Raw genomic sequence first — 18,597 nt, forward strand, 5'->3', positions numbered from 1 at the left:
TTACTCTGCCGCCTCAATAATGATTTGCGCCGCTTGGTCCAGAAGTTCTTCAGAATGCGCCATGGACACAAAACCCACTTCATACGCATTCGGAGCCAGGTAAACACCGTTATTCAAAGACTTCAGGAACAAATTCTTGAATGTACCACCCTGATTTTGCGGGATCTGATCAATAGAGCGGATCGGCGCTGGCGTCTGGCCGTGAATCCAGAACAAAGAAGCCACTTGGCTGACTTCCAGATTCAAACCTTTTTTCGCAAAGCCGGCTTTCAAAGTTTGTGCAAACTTTGCAGTTCTTTTTTCAAGAACATTCCAGCCATCCAGACGCTGCATTTTTTTAAGCGTTGTCAGACCTGCGCGCATACCAATCGGATTCGCACTTAATGTTCCAGCCTGATAAACATCACCACTTGGAGCGACCATGTTCATCAATTCCGCTTTACCACCGTAGCAACCCACAGGGAATCCGCCGCCGATGATTTTACCGTAAGTCACCAGGTCAGGACGGATGCCGGTTTTTTCCACCATGCCACCCAAGCCCACACGGAAGCCCGAGATCACTTCGTCAAAGATCAACAAGCTGCCATTTTTCTCGCACAATTCAGCGACTTTGCGTAAAAACTCCGGACGTTGCACCAACAGTCCATAGTTTGCAGGAAGTGGTTCGATAATCACAGCCGCAATGTCTTTACCTTGAGCGGCAAATACTTCCGCCAATTTTGCTTCATCATCCAACGGCGCCACCACAGTGTGAGCGGCCACTTCTGCCGGGATACCTGCGCTGGAAGAGGCCGCTGTGCCAGCCAAGCCGCTACCAGCTTTTACCAGCAGGTTGTCCACGTGACCGTGGTAGCAACCTTCAAATTTCAAAATCTTATTGCGGCCTGTAGCTGCACGAGCCACACGCAGGGCGCTCATCACGGCTTCAGTGCCGGAGGAAACAAAGCGTAGCTTTTCCATGAATGGCAAAGTGCTGGTGATCCATTCGGCCAGTTCCAAAGAATAAACTTCCGCCGCCCCGAAGGTCCAGGCGGTGTCCACCATGCGGTGAACTTCCTCTTTCACCTCGGCATCCAGGTGGCCCAGAATCAATGGGCCAAAGCTTTGGCAGAAGTCGATGTATTTTTTATTTTCAACAGAAGTCAGGAAAGCACCTTCAGCTTGGGTGAAGAACACCGGCGCACGGTCCAAACCTTTGAAAGAGCGAACCGGAGAGTGAACGCCACCAGGAGCGACTTTCAGAGCGCGTTGGAATAATTCTTCCGATGTTACTTTGTGCATTGTTTTCTCCAGTCTTCCTGATCCAAGAACACATGCAAGTTCTTCGGATCATATGATTTTTTATTTTCCAAATAAGCGCGGATCACCTGATGGCTGTTGCCCGGCCCTGAAGCGTGGTGCTGGGACAGAATCTCGGGATTCTCCTCCGCAGCTTTCAGGAACTGACTGCCACTGCTCCAGAAGAAGAACTTCTTGCCTTGCAAAGAGTTTTTGTTCTGTTGCGCTTTCAATGTGTAAGTCGGAACCAGGGTCATGTTTGCTTGCGCAGAATCATAACCTTCTTCGTGGCTCAACTTGGCCCAGGTCAGTTTTTCACCCGCCAGAATATCCAAGCGGGCTTCTTCCTGTTCTCCCAGGCTTTCCGCACATCCGTGCACCCATATACCTTTTTGAGAAAGGTTTTTCCACGTTTTTAGACCGGCGGTCCAGACAAAATCCGACCATTTCAGGTCGGCAGGCCAAGCTTCGCTGCGAGCGACATAAAGGCCTTTGGTGCCAGTTGGAATCTGATAGGTTTTAAGGGCTTCGCGCTCGGCTGTGACGTCTGAAGACCACAGTTCGTCCGCAACAAATTGTGGCGCGGGGTTCTTTTGTTCCAGCTCTTTTTTGTCAAGAATCTGGCCGCCATCGGTCTGTCCTTTAAGGATCGTGATGCGACCATAGGGACGGGAAAGCACAGCGATGCCAATTTTCTGATGGCAACCGCCACCGAAACTGGAAAGCACATCACGTTCTTTCTGGGCACAGTGAAAAGTCTCTGGATCATGAATGGTGTTTAGAACTTCCAGCAGATCTGTGCGGGTTTTTAAAACCTCCACAGCCAAAGCGCCTTGAGCCGCCGCATTTGGATTCACGGATAAAGGCAGCACCACCCAGTTCAATTCCTGGAAGTATTGGCGCAATTGCTGTTGTCCTTCCATAAATTCGGGCAAAGAGGCGCTGAACAGGCGATCAAAAGCCGCTTTGGCAACGATCAGGCCGTCGGTTTCCGGGGATTCAATCAGCTTGCGCACGCGAGTCAGCATATTGCCGCGCACACTTTCAAATTTGACGTGCTCAAGACCGAATGGCAGATGTTCCTTGAAGAAACCCGTCAGATTGTGTTCACGGCGCGGAGAAGAGCTGAAAACATTCAAGGTCTTGCTGCTTTTGATTTTGTCAAAATGGGACTTTTTCACCAGCAGCAGATCACGCTGATCGGCGCGCGGTAAAGTCGCCGCAATCACGGTTTCAGATTTGTGTTCAGTCGGAAGGTCTTTCCAGGAATGCACCACCAAATCGGTTTCACCGCGCAGAAGTTCGCCGAAGAAGTCTTCGGTGAACACACCTTTTTCCGGAATTTTCCACAAAGGATCTGTCAGGTTTTTATCCCCCAGAGATTCGCGGAAACGATATTCGATTTCTATTTCAGGATTTTTTTCTTTAAGAGCGTCTCCGACCATGTAGGCCTGAAGACGGGCCAGATCACTTTTCCTTGCGGAAATTCTTAAGCGCATATGTCGTCCCAACCAAGTGGGCGAAGCTCTGTCCTTTGTGTGAAGGCCAATGCACGCTCTAACAGAGCGGCTTTAAGGGCCTCCAGTTTTGTTGTTGTGTCTTTCTTGGTTTCCTCGATCTCCGCAAAGAACTTGTGAAGACCCATGAAATCCACATGAGGGAATTGTGTTGCCACGATATTGGCAAGAGCATTGTCCTCGCCGCGCAGATCATAGACCGCTGTCGGACGGGTGTCTTGTTTGTTCATCAGCTCCACAATGCGCTCATCAGTAAGAGGTGCAGCAATCACCAAAGCTTCGCCGTGAATAAAAGCATCATTGTAAGTGGAAAGAGTCAGATTGTCGTATTTCTCGGCAAAGGCCTGCATTTTTGCAGGGTCACGGCAGATTACCTGAACGGACTTTTTCAATGCCAGCCACGGTAGGATTTCCTGAGCCAGATGCCCGGAACCGCAGATGGTCACAGAGTCCATATCCTTGGTGTAGCGACGCAAAAGACTGCCATAGCTTTGGGAGCCCAGGCCCACCAAATGCTGAGAGCGGGTCTTTTTCACTTCGGCCATGACAAAGTTCAACCATTTCTGGTGATCACCGAAGAGAGGGTCCTGAGCCTGTTTGCGGGATTCTACGAAGAGTTTGAACTGACCAAACACTTCCGTTTCACCAATGATCGGAGAATGAAGGCCGCACAGAATCTCCAGCAAAAGACTTAAAGCTGTTTCGCCACGAAGAATGGTGTCTTCCGGTTCAATAATATCCGTATAGTTGTTCAGCTCCATTTCGGTGCAGAACAAAATCTTGCGCAGGCAGGTCTTGAAGATTGCGGCGTCTTGAAGTGAGGCCGAAAAACCTTCTGCGAAGTTTCTATTGGATTTTCTGTGAACGAGAAGTATATCTTCCATGTGTAGGATAGGTTTATCACTAACCTTTCATTAAAGTGTCATCGAAATGTCATGGACCCTGCGGAAATGAAGCCTAAAAATTAGGCAATGACTCAATATAAGACCCCAGGGTGGAGGCCATATATGAAGCTCACTCAAAGACCGAGACGAAATCGTAATACTGAAGCCTTGCGCCAAATGGTGGCTGAAACCGATTTAAGGGTTTCCCAGCTTGTTTTGCCGCTCTTTCTAGTCGATGGAAAGGGTGAACAGCAAGAGATTAAAACAATGCCGGGTATTTTCCGACTGAGTCCCGACATGATTTTGAAAGAAGTATCCAAAGCAGTGGATCTTGGAGTTAAGACCTTTGATCTGTTCCCGGCTTTACCTGAAACACAGAAGGACAAGTACGGAACAGAATCTTTAAATCCGAACGGTTTGGTACCAACGACTCTCAAAATGATTCGCGACAAATTCCCGGATGTGACTCTGATCACAGACGTGGCTTTGGACCCGTATTCTTCCGATGGTCATGATGGTGTTGTGGAAAATGGCAAAATCCTGAATGACGAAACGGTGGAGCTGCTGGCGAAGATATCGGTGGTTCACGCGCGCGCCGGAGCGGACATCGTGTCCCCTTCCGATATGATGGACGGTCGCGTGGGAGCGATTCGTGAGGCTTTGGACAACGAAGGCTTTATCAACACCGGCATTCTTTCATATTCTGTGAAATATGCGTCCTGCTTCTATGGTCCGTTCCGTGATGCTTTGGATTCGGCACCGAAATTCGGGGATAAAAAAACTTACCAAATGGATTATCGCAACACCCGTGAAGCTCTTCGCGAGATTGATCTGGATGTCGCCGAAGGCGCTGACATGGTGATGGTGAAACCTGCTTTAAGCTATCTGGATGTGATTGCGAAAGTCAAAGCGCACACGCATCTGCCTGTGGCGGCTTACAATGTCAGCGGTGAATACAGCTTGATCAAGGCCGGCCACAAAGCTGGGATTATGGATGAAACCCGCGGCATGGTGGAAACACTTTATTCCATCCGCAGAGCAGGTGCGGACGTGATCTTCACATACTTTGCCCTGCCGATGGCCGAGTGGCTTAGAAAGAATCAGAACTAGAAATAAAAAAGGGAGTCTAAAAGACTCCCTTTTTTTTATTGGAAGGAATGACGGTAGTAGATCATGAAGATCGTGTCGATCTTACCGTTGTCGTAATTTTTATTGTTATAGTTCACATAGTTGATCAGGTTTCCATGGCTTTGTTCAATGCGGAAACCAATGCGCCAGTTGCCTTTTCCAGTCGAGAAATCAGCATAACCCGTGCCCTGATAACCATTTTGATGACCTTTGGATTCGTGACCCAATTCCGCCCGGTAAGTCAGCGTGCGCGGGCCTTTCTGACACCAAAGGACACCTCCGACATTCGCCGCGACGAAGCTGGCTCCATCAATGGTGCTGCCACGGGAACCCAGCTCCGAGAACGCGCGGGCACGGCAGGTATTACGTGCATTAACATATTCTTTCGCAATTCCCAGATACACACCAAGAATGAAGCCATCACGAGTTTTCTCGCCATCGCTGATGTTGTGTGGTGTTTTGGTCTGACCGGGTTTCATGTTGTTGACCAACTCATGGAACTTTTCCTGATGGGTGGCCCCGTGGAAGAAACCTCCACGTGAATCAGATTTCAACTGCTGCCATCCAGCTTCAGCTTTCCAGTAAAAAGTTTGTGAGCGGGCATTGTCGATGTTATCCAGAACAAACTTCAGGACCGTTTCATTGGTGAAGTACTGATCCATGTGACGGCCGCCATCTGCAAGCTGTCTTGTGGTGCCGTCCACGGGTTTGGTGAAAAGATCCGTGCTGTAATCAAATGTCAGATAATGTCCACTGGGCAGGAAACCACCGATAGAGATTTTTGCACCATGAGTGTAACCGTGATCATCGGTGTCAGCTCCCACCGCGACTGGATTTAGAACATTGTAATCATTGGTCACCGCCAGATAGACACTGATGCCACGCGGGCGATCAAAGTTTTCTCCAGGCAGGAATTGTCTGAACATGTGGGGAACGTCGCGGCCGTCTTCAAAATGAATGCGAATCACACCACCCAGTTGATCGGGCTTGGCCAGAACATGGGCATAGCGGGCTGAAGCACTGAACATGTCCGGCGCTTCCTCTTTATAGAAGTCTTGATAAACCCAGAAATCATCGGCCAGAGCCAGAGAGGAAAGGGACAGAGTCGTCGCGAGGACCAAGGAACTCCAGAGCTTCATAAGACCGCCTTGTGTTTGTTGAAGCTAGAGTTAAAGCACAACTCATGTTTTCACAAGACAGGCTCCCGAAGATTCACCTTTTTGCATGCCAAAACTCGCGGAACAATGCGGAACAACTGGGTTTTTTGAAAACTATTGCTTCTGAGTAGGGGGCGGAGCACTTGGCGTTGGGGCGGATTGAGAGGTCTTTTTGGTGTCCTCTTTCGCCCAGGCAAAGGACTTCATGATCTGATTGCAGCTTTTCAAGGACTCGCTGAAAGTGGCCTTATCATCCAGACAAGTCATCACAGCCACGCGGTCTTCATGTTTTAAAATCACCTGACGGATTTGTTTGTTCTTTGCGCGGGAAAGCATATCGACAACCAGAGCCGGGCTGCCATTTAATTCAAAGTTCTTGGCGGAAATCACCTCGAAACCATAGTTCGGGTAATCACGCATCCATTTGCGAGTGTAAAGATCCAAAGAGGCATTCTTCGCAATCTTGTCCGTGCGAATGCTTAAGACACCTTTGCCGTTGTCTTTGGCGGCAAAGCGAACGGTATCCAGAATACTTTGTTCAGAGCTGGCCTGCGGTACCCAGGAGGTGCCTTCAGTTTTTAGCGTGAATCCCTTGTGCAGGAAGTAGAGCCCCTTTTCCGGATTGGTCAAAGCTGAAGAGCTGGTCGCCGGATAAGGCGCCGCTAAAGCAGTGATTGGAGCTAGAATAAGGAAAACCCAGAGTTTCTTCACTCTTTGATGGTATCTTGAGCAGCGGGTTCCAAGCAAGGGCCTAAATCAGATGGCAAAGTCACAATGTAAATTTGTTTCTTATCCTGAAAATTACGCGTAAAGGCCAGACGCTCGGTGGACTCATCGGACACGGCCGGAGCCGCTAAAGAGTCATTTCCTTTGAATACAACCTGCGTGCAGTGCTTTTCGATGTTGTAAACTTCCAACTGGCTTTGCTTTTCCCCTTTGCGCACGATGCTGTAAAAAAGGCGCAGGGGAGGCCGTGGAGCGAAAAACAGATCGCGGTATTCGCCCTCGTTGGTTTTAAGGACCACCGGGATTTTTTCTTTCAGCTTGAAAAGCACCAGGCTGTCATCACCGGTTTTCAGATTCCTTTCCACCCAGGCTGCCTGCTTCATATCCGGAGTCAAAGAGGGAAAGCGCTTTTCCTTGTCCTTTTCTGCGGAGATCAAACTGACCGGCAGGTTTTTCATATCCAGACGGTAAATCCCGGTCAGTCCGCCACGGCGGGAGGTGAACAGGATAGCAGGCTTGTTGAGATGGGAGAGGAAGTTACTTTGTCCATCGTATCCGGGCTGTTGGGTCAGACGCAGAATCTGTGTGCCGTACAGATCGCTCATATACAAATCAGCCGGGGGGATTTCCCTGTCGAAATTTTTGTTCAGCAAAGGGCTTTCTTTGATTTCATCAGTGGTGGAGGAATAAAGAATCTCTGCCGGACTGATATAGATCGCATCAAAGGCATCACCGTCAGAAAAAGTGATTCGGCGTTCTTTGTTTTTACCCAGATCCATTTCATAGATCTGCGAGCCTTTGTGACTGTTGCGATTGCGGCTGCTGTAAAGCAGTTTGGTGCCATCACCGGAAAAACGCGGATGATTGTTGTCGCCCAGAAACGTGATTTGTTTGGAACCCTTGGCCAGCAGGTAATCCGGAGTCAGAACATCTTTGGTCACGCTAAGGTGGGAACAGCCCACAGAAAGAAAACAAAGAACCCCGATCGCCTGACTGAACCACAACTTCATATCTCTACCTTGTGTAACACTTTCTGGAGTAGCGAAGAAGGGTTCACCTTCTTCAGTTCTTTCAAATTCACCCACTGCAGATTCTTACCTGCCAGAGACTTCTTTTGAGTGATTTGAATAAAGATATCATGATGGGTAATGTTGTGTTTGGCATCATAGGCTTTGGGCTTGTTTTTTTCCATGCTGATTTCGCCGGGGAAAATCATCTGGCCCTTCAGAAAAGGAGCATAGTCATTTTGTACCAAAGCCACCTTATGGTCTTTGATCGCGACAAGAGGTTTCCAGACCCAGACCTCGGACTCTTTGCGTGGTTTTTTTAGTGGCAATTTGTCCACCAGATTTTTTTCGCGGGACACGCACGTCGCGGCCCAGGGACACAGCATGCAAGTGACTTTCTGAGGAGTGCAGACAGTGGCCCCAAGTTCCATCAAACCCTGATTCACCAGATCGGCCTGCCCCAGCAAAGACAACTGGTCTGAGATTTTTTGCAACTGATCGCGACCTTTGCCATTCCACCATTCCAGCTTCAGCCCGTAACGTCGGGACAGCACACGGATGACATTGCCATCCAAAACACCCACTTTTTCAGCAAAGGCAATGCTGGCAACAGCGCGCGAAGTATAGGGACCAAATCCGGGAAGCTCTAAAAGTTCGGCCGCAGTTTGCGGAAAACCATTTTCAGACAAAGCCTTGGCGGCTTTGTGCAGATTGCGGGCGCGGGAGTAATATCCCAATCCGGCCCAGGCTTCCAGAACTTCGTTTTCAGGGGCTTTTGCCAGATCATGAACGGTTGGAAAGGTTTTCAGAAATTTCTCAAAATAGGGAATGACGGCCACGACAGTGGTTTGTTGCAACATGACTTCTGAAAGCCAGATACGATAGGGGTTTTTATTTTCACGCCAAGGCAGGGGGCGCTGATTCTTTTTATACCATTGTACCAGTTGCTTGTGGTCATTCTTATAATCGTATTGGGCCGTCATGCGCGTAATCTAGTCGGCGGCCCACAGCAGAGTCAATGCTGGCCCTAAAACGGGGGAGCGTCATTGCCCAAGACCCGCTAGAGGAGTAGGATAGGCCTACTTACGAGTGAGGAGTTCACTATGGAATACAAACCTCTCAGCGGGCGCGAGTTCCCGCGTTTCTCTGCAATTAAAACTTTCTTCAGATTGCCTTATGTTTCTGTGGATGCTGACTATGAGGTCGGTATTTTTGGCATTCCTTACGATGGTGGGGTTTCTTACCGTCCGGGCGGGCGCTTTGCCCCGGCGAAGGTGCGTGATGTTTCCAGTTTGGGCCGTGGCTTCCACATGACCCGTATGGAAAACTTTTTTGAAAATCTGAAGGTGGCGGACATTGGTGACTGCCCGACAGTTCCCATTGATCAACATCAGACTTACGAACGCATTGAAAAGTTTGTCGGTGAAGTTTTAAGTCATAACAAACGCTTCCTGGCTGTGGGGGGGGATCATTCCACAACTCTTCCGGTCTTGCGGGCTTTGCGCAAAAAATATGGCAAACCATTGGCCTTTGTTCACTTCGATGCGCATCTGGATACATATCCGGCAGCCTGGGGGCAGGAGTATCATCACGGGGCTTTTGCCCGTCACGCCGTTGAAGAAGGCCTGGTTGATCCAAAGAAAATGACCCAGATTGGTATTCGTGGCCCGTTGGCTGGCGGGGATGATTTGAATTTTGTAAACAAGCACGGCATTCGGGTGATCACTGTTGATGAAATTCGCAATCAACCCTTGAATGATTTCCTGCGCACCTTGCCAACGTTTGATGAAACGCCGACTTATATCAGCTATGACATCGACAATCTGGACCCAAGCTGTGCGCCGGGAACAGGCACTCCGGTGCCGGGTGGACTGACAACCTACGAAGTGCAGCGTATTTTCCGCGCTTTGAAAATTCCCAATCTGGTGGGCGGGGATGTGGTGGAAATTTCACCTCCGTTTGATCATGCGGATATCACAGCTCTGGCGGGGATGGATGCGTTGTTTGAAATGCTGCACCTGTTTCCCAAAAAGTAAAACGGCATGAAGCAGACGTTGATTTTCTGGATACTCTTGCTGGGCTCGTTGGCGGTGGCACAAGAACCATCGTCGATGAAACCATTGGTGATGGGACTGCCATTTCAGGTGAAGCGGGTCCGGGCTATTATGGAGTATCAGGAATTTATCAACCGGGCTTTGGCTGATGCGGGGTATGGGGTGGTTATACAGAACACCCCCGCACAAAGACCTTATGAGCTCTTAACTCAGGGAAAGCTGGATGCAATCATCTACGACGACAAGTCGTTCACTGAGCAACGGGAACAGACGGTTTCTTTATCGTTTCCCTTGATTCGCACTCACGGGCGGATTTTCTATCTGGGAAAAAATCTGAAATTCAATGAGCACAAACTAAAAGCCTTTCGGGGTGGCATCTCGATCAACAACCACGCTTTGAGTCTGGAAGCCAATCAGCAGAAGCTGAAATACATTCACACAGTCAGCCCCTTGCAAAGTGTCGCGCAGTTGGTGGACGGAAAAATCGACTACTTTATTGCAATTGAAGAAGTGGGGCGAAGTGCGATTGAGGCTTATCCCGCAGCCAGAGGAAAAGTAAGCATGGGGCAGGTTTCCTTTATGACGGTCCCGCTGTATCTGACCTTCCATAAAAAGCTAAAGCCGGATCTGCCAAGGATTGAAGCGGCTTTCCGCAAGGCTCTGACCGGCGATTTAAGCAAGTATCCTTTGATCATGGAAAATCTGAACAAGAATCCTTAAAAAGAAAAAACCCGCTGTGCTTGCAGCGGGTTTTGTTTTTAAGTCGGTGTGATTTCGTTTGGAGGAGTCAGACCTTTCTTTTTGATCTTCTCCACCAGTGTGGTGCGGTTCAGTCTTAGTAAGGCCGCTGCCTGATTGCGATTCCAGCCGGTTTTTTCCAATGCTTTTAGAATCAGCGCATTTTCATAGGCATCAACGGCCGAATTGAAATCCATGCCCGCATCCGGGATTTCCAGGCCACCGACTTCTGCGGAAGAGGTCTTGCCGGATTTGTATTTCAAAGGCAGATCCGAAATATCCACCTGGCCCTGACCTTTAAGGATGGTCATGCGTTCTACCAGATTTTCCAATTCGCGGATATTTCCCGGCCAAGGGTAATTCACCAGACAGTCCAAAGCGTCTGAAGTGATACCAGTCAGGCCACGACCCTTGGTTTTATTGAAAATGTCCATGAAGTGATTCAATAACATTGGGATGTCTGTTTTGCGTTCGCGCAAAGCCGGAACAGTGATAGGAATCACATTCAGGCGATAGAACAAATCTTCACGGAACTTACCGTTTTCAACGGCTTCTTCCAGATTCAAATTTGTGGCGGCAATCACACGAACATTCACGGTCACGGTTTTTGTAGAGCCGACCGGCTCGAAGCTGCGTTCCTGCAAAGCACGCAAAAGCTTCACTTGCAAGGACGGCTCAAGATCGCCGATTTCATCCAGGAAGATCGTTCCACCATCAGCCATTTCAAAACGGCCCACGCGGTTGGCGATAGCCCCGGTGAAGGCGCCTTTCATGTGTCCGAACAGTTCACTTTCCAAAAGTTCAGATGGAATGGCGCCGCAGTTAATTGGCACGAAAGGACCTTGTGCGCGTGGGGAGTTATAATGAATCGCGCGGGCAATCAGCTCTTTTCCGGTTCCGGATTCCCCGGTGACCAGCACTGTGGAATCAGAATCAGCCACACGCTCGATCATGCGCAGAACATTTTGAATCTGGTCGCTGCTGCCGACGATCTGGTCGAATTTATATTTTTTGTTCAGCTCAGAACGAAGCTGCTGATTTTCCTGTTGCAGCTTTTTATGAGTCAGGGCTTTTTCGATCAGGCTCATCAGCTCTTCAAGATTGAAAGGCTTGGTCACGAAGTGGAAGGCCCCTTTTTGAGTCGCGCGAATGGCGGACTCAATCGTGGCGTGACCGGTAAGAATAATCACTTCCGTGGAAGGTGTCAGGGATTTTAGATAAGTCATGAACTCAATGCCGTCGCCATCCGGCAGATTCAAATCAACGATGGCCAGATCCACCGGGGTGTCGCCCTGGCAAAGAACTTTGGCTTCTTCGATTTTGTTGGCAGTGATGACATTCAGTCCTTTGCGATCCAGCACTCTGAACAGAGCCGTGCGGAGCGAGGATTCGTCATCTAATATAAGCACACGTTGATTACGCATGAACCTTCCTTCCATGGTGGGTTCAGCGGATAAAGTCCGCTTGAATTAGGATAGGGTGTTTTTGACGGTACTGTCAAAAAATCCGCGCCTGGTAAGGCTTTCAGGACCTCAAAACTGGACGGGGGAAGGAAATTTTTGCCATATACGGCTGGCCTAGAGCCGAGGAAAACTCGAGCTCGCCCTCGTGATCACGCAGGATTTGCGAAGCCACGGAAACACCTAAGCCCATAGGAAGACTTGGATTTTTATCAGTAGGACCATTGTCTTTGATTAAAATAACAGCAGAATCTGTTTCGACATTGATTTCAATGTCGAGAAAAGCTCGAAATCCTTTTTCCTGGCGGATTCTATCGGTCAGGCGGTCTATGGAATTTTGCAGAACATTCTTCAAGGCTTGGGCCAACAGATTTAAATGTCCTCTGACAATGACATCATCCACTGGGAAGTGCAGCTTTACTTCAATACCCTGGGACTTTGTTTGCAGCTCAACAATTTTAAGTGCGCGCAAACAGATTTCCTTCACACTGACTTCGCCTTCACGATCCGCATTTGGATCACGAGTGAAGCCCAAAAGATTTTGCACGATCTCTTTACAGCGTTGTACACCGGCTTCCATCTCCACCACATCGGGATATAGAGGATGCTGCGGGTCCATATCCATCTTGATCAATTGGGTGAAAGAAAGAATGCCACCCAGCGGATTGTTCAGTTCATGTGCGATGCTGGAGCCAATGGTTCCCAGTTCGGCCATCTTGGCGGATTCCAAAATCTGCCTTTCCATCTTTAGCTGCTGGGTGATGTCGTGATACAGGTTCACAAATACCGGAGGCTTTTCAGAATCCAGCAGCAGACTTTGTGAATACACCTCAAAGCTTCGCGGAGAAGAACTGCGCGACTGCACACGGAAATTACTGCCGCGCTGGCAGCCGGGGCAGGGTTCATCGCGATTGAATAAAACTTTATAACACTTGCGTGATGTTTCCTGATGCGGTTGTTCGGCCAGACGTTCTTCCAGGGCCTTGTTGGATTGAATGATGTCATAGTTCGTATCAATCAGCACGACCGGGTCGGACATCGAATTGAACGTGGCTTCCCATTGCTCTTTCAGGGATTCGGATTCCTTTAGTTTCTGAATGCGGTCCAGCGCCAGGGCCACGGCTTCAGCCACCCGATTCAGGAAATCACTTTCCTCGCGGGAAAAGGGGTGATCCGGGGCGCGCAGGAAAAAGATCGAACCGACTTTTTCGTGCTGGCGGAACAACGGCACCTGATACTGGGTGAAGCTTAACTGACTTTGCACTTGTTTGGCGAACAGCTCGTCCTGCGGATGGAAGAACAGGCGAATCCACGAGGTTTGCACCGTGGCGGCCAAAGAATCATTCAAGAGATGCTCGATTTCCACCACAGAGCTGGCTTCATGCACGGCCATCAGGGCGCGCTTAAAGCCTTCGATGCGGGAATTGGTCATGAACAGCTTGCGGCGGGCTTCAGTCAGGAACTTGGTTCTTTTTTGAACACGTTCCTCCAGCTCGATTTGCAGTCGTTTCAGTTGCGAAGTTTGCTCGCGGATTAAAAGGGCCAGATTTTCATCCTGTTTGCGCTGATTGGCTTCTTCCAAAGCGGCAAATAGATGCTGTTCCAGATCCGCGTCCTGAAAGCTTTCCATCACACGCAGGAAGGAATATTCTTCGTGTAGCACCGCCAGCTGATTGGCGGAAAAGTCCGCCGGAACCACGGCAATAAACTGAGTGGCCGGATGGGCGCGCTTGATTTCGTCATAGAACTCGCGAAATTTTTTTCCCAGAATCAAAGTGACTGACAGGGCCACCACGTCATAGGTGGAATCCTGAATCCAATGCCAGGCCTGGTTTAAGTCCGTGGCAATATGTGCACCCAGCTCCTGCAGGCGCGCATCCCAGGGGCCTATTAACAAAAAGCCTGCTTTTAAAGTCCGCATGTCGGGATTAAATCCTTGTGGTGAGACACCGTGAAATCCGGATGATCTTCAGGGCATTGCGGTTTTTCACCGACGTGTTCGCCATAGGCGAAATAGCAGGTGTCGGCGCCCACGCGTTTTCCATCGCGAATTTCACTGGAAAGCCGGTTGCCAATGCTTAGCAGATACTTGGGGTCATGTCCTTGCGTGCGCAGAATTTCGCGGAAGGCGCTGTCTTTTTTTTCGCCGATAAATCCGTTCAGAATATAGATGCCATCAAAGAACGGTGCGATATTCAGAGCCTTGATCTTTCTTTCCTGTGACGGAATTGAACCCATTGTCACCAGAAACAGTTTGTAGTTCTGTTTCAGAATTTTCAGGTTTTCCAAAGCTCCCGCCATCAAAGGCAGGGTTTCGGGCACTTGAGGATTGTAGAATTCCTCCAGGGCGTCGTGAACGGCCTTGCCCTGTTGATTTGTTCCGAAACGATTGACGATACGAGTGAAAATTTCGGTGTGGGAAAGTTCGGTGGCCAGCTCTGCCCGGGCCCGCATGCATTCATCCAAAGTACAGCGCAGTCCCGCTGCCAGCATGGCCTCGCACGCACGTTGAGACGCCAAAGGCACAAGCAGGCCCGAGGTGTCCAAAAGTGTGTCATCCAAGTCGAAAGCGAGGCTTTTGTATTTCATCAAGAATTCCGTCCTGTGATCAGCATCTCCAGGCCTGTTTTAAAGTGAGGCCACACCAGATTCAGATCAATGTGTTCCTGTTCCTCGATACAAACAACCGGCGTTTGTTTTTCCAGCCAGCCATACTGTCCCAAGCTGCCCGGAGTCGGGTAGCCGATGTCTTCGCGGGCTTCGTAGTCAGTGCCGGTTGCAAGAATCTCTGCCGCCATTTTGCCGGGATGACCCGTGTAAACAACGCAAGGCTCCCATGAGTGAAAGTGTACTATAAGCTGTGGCTTTTCGTCCTCAATGAGTTTTACCAAAGCCTGAACTTCCTTTTCACTCCCGGGCGAAGGGCCAGGATAGTATCGAGGGGCTTTGGCTTCAGAGCTCCAGTCGCGGCAGGGAAAATTGCGGTTCAGATCAACGCCGTTGGCATTGGTGCGCTGATTCTGTGAATACCCGTCGGGATTAATACAGGGGATCAGAATCCAAGGGCGGATTTCCAAGCTGCGGGTGGTTTCAGCCTGCTTCAGCCATTGCAGAAATTCTTCGGCCAGGCGGACACCTTCGGGTTCATCGCCGTGAACGCCGCCAATGAAGAGCAAAGGACGTTCGGAAAAACCACTGAGACTGTGTGTTTTTTTATACAGCTCAATCGGTGTTCCCCGAATTGTTGTTGCCCAAGAAGTTTGATGAAAAATTTCTGCTTGCATGAGACAATTAAGCCTGTTTTTTTCAGAGAAGAAAAGCTTTTAAAAGGAAGTTTAGAACATGTCTGCAAATGTATCTGAGAAGTTGACGGTTATCGCTCTTGCGGCAGGAAAAGGGACACGCATGAAATCCCCGCTGCCGAAAGTTCTTCACCCTGTGGCGGGCCGTCCAATGATCGAAAAAGTCATTCAAGCCTCCAAGCAGGCGGGCGCGGCGGAAGTTCGCGTGATTGTCGGGCACGGTCAGCAATTGGTCCGTCAAGTGGTGGAACCTATGGGTGTTGCCTGCTACGTTCAGGAAGAACAACTGGGCACAGCCCATGCAGTTCGCTGTGCAAAACCTGAAACCATCGAAGGCACCGTGGTGATCATGAATGGTGATCACCCGTTGATCGAAGCTTCTGACATCAAAGACTTTGTGCGCATCTTCCGTGATGAAAAATGTGATCTGGCGGTGGTGACGGCGACACTTAAAAATCCGGCAGAGTTTGGCCGTATTGTGCGTCACAAGGGCGATCTGGCAGCGATTGTCGAAGCCAAGGATGCGTCTGCGGAAACTTTGAAAATCCGCGAAATCAATACGGGCATTTACGTGGTCAAGGCCTCCATCCTAAGTGAGTACCTGCCAAAGATTCAGAACAACAATTCCAAAAAAGAATTCTACATCACGGATCTGATTTCCCTGTGCATTCAGGACAAGTGTCGTGTGCAGGCGATCCAGTCCACGCCGAAAGTGGCCGTGGGCGTGAACAATCAGGTGGAGCTGGCGAAAGCCACACGCCTGCTTTTTAAGCGCAAAGCCCTGCGTTTGATGGAAGAAGGTGTGCTGATGATTGATCCGCGCACGGTGTATGTGGAAGACAGCGTGGAAATCGGCGCCGGCACTGTGCTTTACCCGAATGTCTTTATCCGCGGTCGCAGCAGGATTGGATCTTTCACGGTGGTGGAATCCAATGCGTTTATCTCGGATTCTGAAATTGGCGACAGCGTGCAGGTGCGTGGTGGCAGCTATCTGGAAAACTCCAGATTGCACAACAAGGTTTCCGTCGGTCCTTACGCGCGTTTGCGCCCGGAAACAGAGATCTTTGAAGAAGCCCATGTGGGTAACTTCGTTGAAATGAAGAAAGTGAAATTCGGCAAAAAATCCAAGGCCGGTCATTTGACTTATTTGGGTGATGCCGAGATCGGTGAAGAAGTGAATGTGGGTTGCGGAACTATAACTTGCAACTACGCTGCGGATAAAAAGAAATATAAAACGAAGATCGGTAATCGCGTCTTCGTTGGCAGTGACACGCAGTTTGTGGCGCCGATTGAAGTGGGCGATGATGCGATCATCGGTTCCGGTTCCACGATCACGAAGAATGTGCCAGCCAATGCTTTGGCAGTGGCGCGTGGCAAACAGTTTGTAAAAGAAAATTATACTGCGAAGGCCCCCGTGGCTGAAGAAAAAGAGTAGGTGAGTTTATGTGTGGAATTGTCGGTTATTTGGGACCACAAAACCCTAAGGATGTGATTGTCAGCGGTCTGAAAAAACTTGAGTATCGCGGTTATGACAGTGCCGGGGTGGCCATCTTGGATCATGGTAAAACCAAACGCGTGCGTGCGCCGGGTAAACTCAAAGCCCTGGAAGACAAGCTGGCAACAGAGACCTTTGACGGTCACATTGGTATCGGACACACGCGCTGGGCAACACACGGGAAGCCTTCCGAGCGCAATGCCCATCCTCATCAGGTTCGTGGCATTAGTTTGGTTCATAACGGCATCATCGAAAACTATCTGGAAATCCGTGAAGAACTTCTGGCCGAAGGGGCGGAGATCACTTCGGATACGGATTCCGAGCTGGTGGCCCATTTGATTTCCAAAGAAGTGGAAATCACAAAGGACCTGTTCAAAGCCGTTCAGAACACGTTGGAAAAAATTCGCGGGGCCTTTTCGATTCTGGTGATGTGGGAACAGGAACCGGATCGTTTGGTGGCCTTTAAAGACGGTCCTCCATTGGTGGTGGGGCTTGCTGAAAAAGAGACCTTCGTTGCCAGCGACGTTCAGGCCTTGATCCATTACACGAAGAAATTTGTGTATCTGGAAGACCGTGAAGTGGCTTCCATCAAGGGCACGGATGTGCAGTTCTTTTCTGCCAACGGTTTCCCGATTCAGAAAAAAATCGTGGAATTGAACTGGAACCCTGAAATGGTGGAAAAGCAGGGTTACGCCCACTTCATGCTAAAAGAAATCTATGAACAGCCTCGTGCGGTGGCGGCGGCAATTGAACCGCATGTTAACCCGGAGACTTTCTCTGTGGCGTTGAAAAATATTGGTTTTGGCGGCCAGCCGGTTCAAAAACTGGAAGAGCTGGACAGCAAGGCCGATTGGACCAAAACGCAGGAAGTGTTCAAAGGCATTGAACGTGTGTTTATCATCGCCTGTGGAACCAGCAACTATGCGGGCATGATCGGAAAATATCTGATTGAACAATTGGCGAAGGTCCCTGTGGAAGTGGATATTGCCAGTGAATTCCGTTATCGCAATCCGGTGATTCCACCGAAAAGTCTGGTGATCACGGTTTCTCAAAGTGGTGAGACCGCAGACACTTTGGCGGCAATCCGCATGGCCAAAGAAATGGGCGCGACGACGTTGAGCATCTGCAATGTGAAGAACTCCACCATTGACCGCGAAGCGCACGGGCACTTGTACATGAACTCCGGTCCGGAAATCGGTGTGGCTTCCACCAAGGCCTTCACAAGCACGATGGCAGTCCTGAATACAGTGGCTATTGCCATGGCCCGCACTCGTGGGGTGATGAACGAGTCTGAAGAAAAAGAACTGGTAAAAGCTCTTCTGGCGGCCCCAAGTCAGATGGAAGGTGTGTTGGCTTATGACAAGTACTTCGAGGAAGCGGCTTCCAAGCTGAAGTTGTTCCGCGGATTCCTGTATATGGGCCGTGGCACGAGCTTCCCGATCGCCATGGAAGGGGCTTTGAAACTAAAAGAGCTGGCGTACATGCACGCGGAAGGTTATGCCGCTGGTGAAATGAAGCACGGTCCTTTGGCTTTGATTGATGAACGCATGGCGATTGTGATGGTGGCTCCGACAGATCATCTGTACGAAAAGACGATCAGCAATCTGGAAGAGGCCCGCGCCCGCGGCGGCAAGGTGATTTCCATCGGAACAGGTGACAACGAAAAGCTTCGTGGTATCAGTGAGTATTACCTGGCAATTCCAAAAGCCCACTGGACAGTGAATGCGATTCTGGCGGTGATTCCATTGCAGTTGATGTCTTACCATCTGGCGTGCAATCTGGGGTACGACGTAGATCAGCCGCGCAATCTGGCGAAATCCGTGACGGTGGAATAAAGTTTCCCAAAAAATG

The 18,597-nt window shown here is 49.7% G+C and carries 16 protein-coding genes; 5 read left to right on the forward strand and 11 right to left on the reverse strand.

The features are described 5' to 3' along the window. From hemL to EZJ49_RS14255, 3 genes are read right to left on the reverse strand one after another with little or no spacing between them, the layout of a single operon-like run. Positions 1-1,281, reverse strand: coding sequence for a glutamate-1-semialdehyde 2,1-aminomutase (gene hemL / locus EZJ49_RS14245; protein ID WP_262552876.1), 1,281 nt, complete (start codon positions 1,279-1,281; stop codon positions 1-3). Continuing rightward, positions 1,269-2,777: a hydroxymethylbilane synthase gene (hemC, locus tag EZJ49_RS14250; RefSeq protein ID WP_262552877.1), complete on the reverse strand. Its 1,509-nt coding sequence runs from the start codon at positions 2,775-2,777 to the stop codon at positions 1,269-1,271. Before hemC ends, hemL begins: the two co-directional genes overlap by 13 nt. Then, positions 2,768-3,679: a hypothetical protein gene (locus EZJ49_RS14255; protein ID WP_262552878.1), complete on the reverse strand. Its 912-nt coding sequence runs from the start codon at positions 3,677-3,679 to the stop codon at positions 2,768-2,770. Before EZJ49_RS14255 ends, hemC begins: the two co-directional genes overlap by 10 nt. Before the next feature lie 123 nt (positions 3,680-3,802). Between EZJ49_RS14255 and hemB the strand changes: the two genes are divergently transcribed. Further along, positions 3,803-4,789, forward strand: a complete 987-nt coding sequence (hemB, locus tag EZJ49_RS14260; RefSeq protein ID WP_262552879.1) for a porphobilinogen synthase — start codon at positions 3,803-3,805, stop codon at positions 4,787-4,789. A gap of 35 nt (positions 4,790-4,824) precedes the next feature. Here the strand turns inward: hemB and EZJ49_RS14265 are convergent, their stop codons facing one another. The 4 genes from EZJ49_RS14265 to EZJ49_RS14280 all read right to left on the reverse strand — a co-directional run bounded on the left by EZJ49_RS14265 (position 4,825) and on the right by EZJ49_RS14280 (position 8,680). After that, the gene (locus EZJ49_RS14265) at positions 4,825-5,946 is read right to left on the reverse strand and encodes a hypothetical protein (RefSeq protein WP_262552880.1); all 1,122 of its coding nucleotides are present in this window, start codon (positions 5,944-5,946) and stop codon (positions 4,825-4,827) included. A 132-nt stretch (positions 5,947-6,078) separates the two neighbouring features. After that, a complete protein-coding gene (locus tag EZJ49_RS14270; RefSeq protein WP_262552881.1) occupies positions 6,079-6,675 on the reverse strand; it encodes a hypothetical protein in 597 nt (198 codons plus the stop codon). Further along, entirely contained in the window at positions 6,672-7,700 is a 1,029-nt protein-coding gene (locus tag EZJ49_RS14275; RefSeq protein WP_262552882.1) for a TolB family protein, read from the reverse strand. Before EZJ49_RS14275 ends, EZJ49_RS14270 begins: the two co-directional genes overlap by 4 nt. Continuing rightward, complete coding sequence (locus EZJ49_RS14280; RefSeq protein WP_262552884.1) at positions 7,697-8,680, reverse strand: A/G-specific adenine glycosylase; 984 nt, start codon at positions 8,678-8,680, stop codon at positions 7,697-7,699. The genes EZJ49_RS14275 and EZJ49_RS14280 overlap by 4 nt, the downstream gene beginning before the upstream one ends. A gap of 120 nt (positions 8,681-8,800) precedes the next feature. Between EZJ49_RS14280 and speB the strand changes: the two genes are divergently transcribed. Together speB and EZJ49_RS14290 are read left to right on the forward strand one after the other, a co-directional pair. Continuing rightward, positions 8,801-9,733, forward strand: a complete 933-nt coding sequence (gene speB, locus EZJ49_RS14285) for an agmatinase (protein WP_262552885.1) — start codon at positions 8,801-8,803, stop codon at positions 9,731-9,733. Positions 9,734-9,739: 6 nt separating this feature from the next. Then, a complete protein-coding gene (locus EZJ49_RS14290) occupies positions 9,740-10,471 on the forward strand; it encodes a substrate-binding periplasmic protein (protein WP_262552887.1) in 732 nt (243 codons plus the stop codon). Positions 10,472-10,509: 38 nt separating this feature from the next. On the opposite strand, the gene EZJ49_RS14295 is transcribed toward EZJ49_RS14290, so the two are convergent. The 4 genes from EZJ49_RS14295 to EZJ49_RS14310 all read right to left on the reverse strand — a co-directional run bounded on the left by EZJ49_RS14295 (position 10,510) and on the right by EZJ49_RS14310 (position 15,233). Further along, complete coding sequence (locus EZJ49_RS14295) at positions 10,510-11,913, reverse strand: sigma-54-dependent transcriptional regulator (RefSeq protein ID WP_262552888.1); 1,404 nt, start codon at positions 11,911-11,913, stop codon at positions 10,510-10,512. Positions 11,914-12,013: 100 nt separating this feature from the next. Next, positions 12,014-13,870: a sensor histidine kinase gene (locus tag EZJ49_RS14300; protein WP_262552889.1), complete on the reverse strand. Its 1,857-nt coding sequence runs from the start codon at positions 13,868-13,870 to the stop codon at positions 12,014-12,016. Beyond that, the gene (locus tag EZJ49_RS14305) at positions 13,858-14,538 is read right to left on the reverse strand and encodes an HAD hydrolase-like protein (RefSeq protein WP_262552890.1); all 681 of its coding nucleotides are present in this window, start codon (positions 14,536-14,538) and stop codon (positions 13,858-13,860) included. The genes EZJ49_RS14300 and EZJ49_RS14305 overlap by 13 nt, the downstream gene beginning before the upstream one ends. Further along, positions 14,538-15,233 carry a M14 family murein peptide amidase A gene (locus EZJ49_RS14310; protein ID WP_262552891.1) on the reverse strand — a complete coding sequence of 232 codons (696 nt, stop codon included), beginning with the start codon at positions 15,231-15,233 and terminating at the stop codon, positions 14,538-14,540. The genes EZJ49_RS14305 and EZJ49_RS14310 overlap by 1 nt, the downstream gene beginning before the upstream one ends. Before the next feature lie 58 nt (positions 15,234-15,291). Between EZJ49_RS14310 and glmU the strand changes: the two genes are divergently transcribed. Further along, on the forward strand, positions 15,292-16,686 hold the full coding sequence (gene glmU, locus EZJ49_RS14315; protein WP_262552892.1) for a bifunctional UDP-N-acetylglucosamine diphosphorylase/glucosamine-1-phosphate N-acetyltransferase GlmU: 1,395 nt from the start codon (positions 15,292-15,294) through the stop codon (positions 16,684-16,686). 8 nt (positions 16,687-16,694) lie between these two features. Beyond that, entirely contained in the window at positions 16,695-18,581 is a 1,887-nt protein-coding gene (gene glmS, locus EZJ49_RS14320) for a glutamine--fructose-6-phosphate transaminase (isomerizing) (RefSeq protein ID WP_262552893.1), read from the forward strand. Positions 18,582-18,597 lie beyond the last annotated feature (16 nt).

It is taken from the genome of Bdellovibrio bacteriovorus, from assembly GCF_025558485.1.
GTDB classification, from domain to species: Bacteria; Bdellovibrionota; Bdellovibrionia; order Bdellovibrionales; family Bdellovibrionaceae; genus Bdellovibrio; species Bdellovibrio bacteriovorus_G.

Coding starts and splice junctions, on each gene's coding strand:
- EZJ49_RS14275 (WP_262552882.1), bottom strand. CDS start 7,700: ATGAAGTTGTGGTTCAGTCAGGCGATCGGGGTTCTTTGTTTTCTTTCT.
- EZJ49_RS14255 (WP_262552878.1), bottom strand. CDS start 3,679: ATGGAAGATATACTTCTCGTTCACAGAAAATCCAATAGAAACTTCGCA.
- glmU (WP_262552892.1), top strand. CDS start 15,292: ATGTCTGCAAATGTATCTGAGAAGTTGACGGTTATCGCTCTTGCGGCA.
- hemL (WP_262552876.1), bottom strand. CDS start 1,281: ATGCACAAAGTAACATCGGAAGAATTATTCCAACGCGCTCTGAAAGTC.
- EZJ49_RS14295 (WP_262552888.1), bottom strand. CDS start 11,913: ATGCGTAATCAACGTGTGCTTATATTAGATGACGAATCCTCGCTCCGC.
- EZJ49_RS14310 (WP_262552891.1), bottom strand. CDS start 15,233: ATGCAAGCAGAAATTTTTCATCAAACTTCTTGGGCAACAACAATTCGG.
- hemB (WP_262552879.1), top strand. CDS start 3,803: ATGAAGCTCACTCAAAGACCGAGACGAAATCGTAATACTGAAGCCTTG.
- EZJ49_RS14300 (WP_262552889.1), bottom strand. CDS start 13,870: ATGCGGACTTTAAAAGCAGGCTTTTTGTTAATAGGCCCCTGGGATGCG.
- glmS (WP_262552893.1), top strand. CDS start 16,695: ATGTGTGGAATTGTCGGTTATTTGGGACCACAAAACCCTAAGGATGTG.
- speB (WP_262552885.1), top strand. CDS start 8,801: ATGGAATACAAACCTCTCAGCGGGCGCGAGTTCCCGCGTTTCTCTGCA.
- EZJ49_RS14290 (WP_262552887.1), top strand. CDS start 9,740: ATGAAGCAGACGTTGATTTTCTGGATACTCTTGCTGGGCTCGTTGGCG.
- EZJ49_RS14265 (WP_262552880.1), bottom strand. CDS start 5,946: ATGAAGCTCTGGAGTTCCTTGGTCCTCGCGACGACTCTGTCCCTTTCC.
- hemC (WP_262552877.1), bottom strand. CDS start 2,777: ATGCGCTTAAGAATTTCCGCAAGGAAAAGTGATCTGGCCCGTCTTCAG.
- EZJ49_RS14305 (WP_262552890.1), bottom strand. CDS start 14,538: ATGAAATACAAAAGCCTCGCTTTCGACTTGGATGACACACTTTTGGAC.
- EZJ49_RS14280 (WP_262552884.1), bottom strand. CDS start 8,680: ATGACGGCCCAATACGATTATAAGAATGACCACAAGCAACTGGTACAA.